Annotated in this window: 2 protein-coding genes; both read left to right on the plus strand. The window is 34.6% G+C overall.

The annotated features are described in order from the left end of the window. Positions 1-656 precede the first annotated feature (656 nt). Positions 657-1,199, plus strand: coding sequence for an NUDIX domain-containing protein (locus tag LE180_RS06530; RefSeq protein WP_374134647.1), 543 nt, complete (start codon positions 657-659; stop codon positions 1,197-1,199). Between the two features lie 15 nt (positions 1,200-1,214). Beyond that, complete coding sequence (gene aspS, locus LE180_RS06535; protein ID WP_374134648.1) at positions 1,215-2,993, plus strand: aspartate--tRNA ligase; 1,779 nt, start codon at positions 1,215-1,217, stop codon at positions 2,991-2,993. The last annotated feature ends 343 nt before the right edge of the window (positions 2,994-3,336 follow it).

Genomic DNA, 3,336 nt, shown 5'->3' on the forward strand with positions numbered 1-3,336 from the left:
AAAGGCTATCACGCACACTGCTTAAGACATACCTTCTCTGCACATTATCTAAAACTCCACAAACACATTTAATATTTAAAATTTCTGAAATTCTTGCTCCAATGAAAAATCCTATATAATTTATTGTTCGCCATACTCATGTTGTTAAATCAATTACCTTCTTTGTTGTACCTCTTCGTCCTTCTGTTAAATTGGCTCTTTTACTTTCCTATATATATTTCTGCAACTCTCTATCACTCTATCGCTTATTTCAATTGCAATAATACTTGTCCTCCTTACTATAAGCAGTCTATAATGATTGCTTTGTTGAATTTTGTATATATCTCATCTAACTCTTATATCTCTCACCCTCATTCCTTCCATCTTCAGTGATTCCTTATCTACTGCATTTAGTTATCTTTGCCTCTCTCATTTTTATTTTGGATAACTAAATTTTATATCTTTTTTTCTATTATCAATATTTAGAGACCAATGCCGGTGTTACTAACTCAAGCGGATATTTGGACGATTAGAAAAAGAGGGGAGTGTGTTAGCAGGTAAGCAGCGTGGCGAATAGCGCCAATCTGTAAATATTTGCTTTTTTTACGCAGTTATAGTTTAAAGTATTGTATAAAATTTCTCTTTCTCTAAAAAAATGATAGAATACTCTTGTTATAATGAAGACTAAAGATATGATTGAAAAATTAATAAAAAAGAACAGAATTTTCAAAGGTAAAATCCTTGATCTTTTTTGTGACGATGTAGAGCTTCCAAATGGAGAGCTTGCCACAAGAGAATATTTACAAAATTCCGGAGCTACGACGGTTCTTCCTTTTCTTGATAGAGAGAATATTGTTTTGGTAAAACAGTTTAGGTATCCGTTGAATCAAATAACATACGAATTGCCAGCAGGTAAAATGGATAAAGACGAAACGCCTCTAGCGTGCGTTATAAGAGAGCTGCAGGAGGAGACGGGCTATAAAGCCAAAAGATTAGAAGAACTCTTATCTTTTTATCCAACTACAGCTTTTTCAACTGAGATAATACATTTATTTGCGGCTTTTGGTCTTAAAGAAGGCGTTCCAAATCCTGATAAAGACGAGTTTGTCTCAAAAGAAATTTTAAGTTTTAAAGATGCTGTTAAAATGGTGCGAACCGGCGAAATAAAAGATTCAAAAACAATCATAGCGTTATTATATTTTGAGAATATTTTAAAATAGAAAGAGGATTTCATCATGAAGAGAAGCAGTTATTGCGGAGATGTAAGAGAAGACAGCATAGGGAAAGAAATTACAGTTTGTGGGTGGGTTCATTCCAGAAGAGATCACGGTGGCGTAATTTTTATTGATTTAAGAGATAGAGAAGGTCTTTTGCAAATTGTTTTTCTGCCTGAAAATAAAGAAATATTTAAAACATCTGAAAATTTAAGAAGCGAATATGTTATTTCAGTTAAAGGATTAGTAAGAAATAGACCGGCTGGAACAGTTAATTCAAACATGCTGACGGGCAATATAGAACTTGTAGTCTCAGATCTAGAGGTTCTTAATACTTCGCCGGGACTTCCTTTTGAAATTTCTGATTATGTTGAAACTTCAGAAGAATTGAGATTAAAATACAGATATTTAGATTTACGTCGTCCAAATTTTCAGAAAAATTTTATAATGCGTCATAAAGTTTCAAGTGAAGTAAGGAGCTTTTTAAATGAAGAAGGTTTTTTGGAAATAGAAACTCCGTTTTTAACGAAATCTACTCCTGAAGGAGCAAGAGATTTTTTGGTGCCTTCAAGATTGCGCCATGGAAGTTTTTTTGCACTACCGCAGTCTCCCCAGATTTTCAAACAGATTTTAATGATTTCAGGTTTTGATAAATATTATCAGCTTGCGAGATGTTTTAGGGATGAGGATTTGCGCGCGGATAGACAGCTTGAGTTTACTCAAATAGACATTGAGATGTCGTTTGTGGAAGAAGAAGATGTAATGGATATTGTTGAAAGAATGCTCTCGAGGGTTTTTAAAGTAGCGTTAAATATTGACATAAAAACCCCTTTTGAAAGAATGCCTTATGAAGATGCTATGCTTCGTTTTGGTTCTGATAAGCCCGACACAAGATTTGAAATGGAAATAAGAGATTTTTCTCAAGAACTTAAAAGTAGTGAATTTAGCGTGTTTTCGTCTGTAATATCAAAAGGCGGAATTGTAAGAGGGTTATGTATTCCTAAAGGCGCAGGCTTTTCGCGTTCTGAAATTGACGATATTACAAAATTCGTTGGTGAGTTTGGTGCGAAAGGTTTGGCATGGATGAGAATTACCGATACTGGAGCAGAATCAAACATAGTAAAGTATTTTAAAGAAGAAGAAGTACAGGCAATTATATCTAAGCTTAACGCTAAGTCCGGCGATTTAGCGGTTTTCCTTGCAGACGAAGAAAAAATAGTCGCTCAAGGTTTAGGAGCGCTAAGGCTTAAAATGGGTAAAGATTTTGGACTTATAGATAAAAATAAATTTAACTTCTTATGGATTGTTGATTTCCCCCTTATGGAGTGGGATAAAGAAGAGCAGAGATGGCAGTCGTTGCATCATCCATTTACGTCTCCTAAGGATTCAGACTCTCTTACTAAAGAAAACGTGAGGACTACAAAAGCAAGAGCCTATGATGTTATTTTAAACGGTATAGAGCTTGGCGGTGGGTCAATAAGAATACACAGAAGCGATGTACAGAAAAAGATTTTTGATATTTTAAGTATCTCTGACGAATCTGCGAAAGAAAAGTTTGGTTTTTTACTTGATGCTTTAACATACGGATCTCCCCCTCACGGAGGCGTGGCTTTGGGGTTTGATAGAATATGTGCTTTGATTGCGAGAGAAGATTCAATTAGAGAGGTAATAGCTTTCCCTAAAACGCAAAAAGCTGTTGATCCTCTTTCAAATGCGCCTTCGCCTGTAAGTGAAGAGCAGATGAAAGAACTAGGTATAAAAATTGTTCCTAAACCGGTAGTTAACACGACAAAAGTATGAAAGACATATATTTTATTAGCTTTTTTGTCATTTCTCTCCTTAGATTAATATCTTTGAGAATAAACTCCGGTGGGAATTCTTGCTGCTAGCCCCCTTTTTTATTCCCATTTCAGTGAAGGCATTAGTCTTTAAGTATTGATAATAGAAAAAAAGATATAAAATTTAGTTATTTAAAATAAAAATGAGATAGGCAAAGATAACTAAATGCAGTAGATGTGGAAGTAGTAGATATGTAAAGAATGGAAATAGCTGAGGTAAGCAGATGTGTTTATGCAAGGGATGAGGGTTACATTCTTTACATATCTACTACTTCCACATCTACTGCATTTAGTTATCTTTGCCT

The organism is Candidatus Endomicrobiellum pyrsonymphae (assembly GCF_020328025.1).
Classification (GTDB): domain Bacteria; phylum Elusimicrobiota; class Endomicrobiia; order Endomicrobiales; family Endomicrobiaceae; genus Endomicrobiellum; species Endomicrobiellum pyrsonymphae.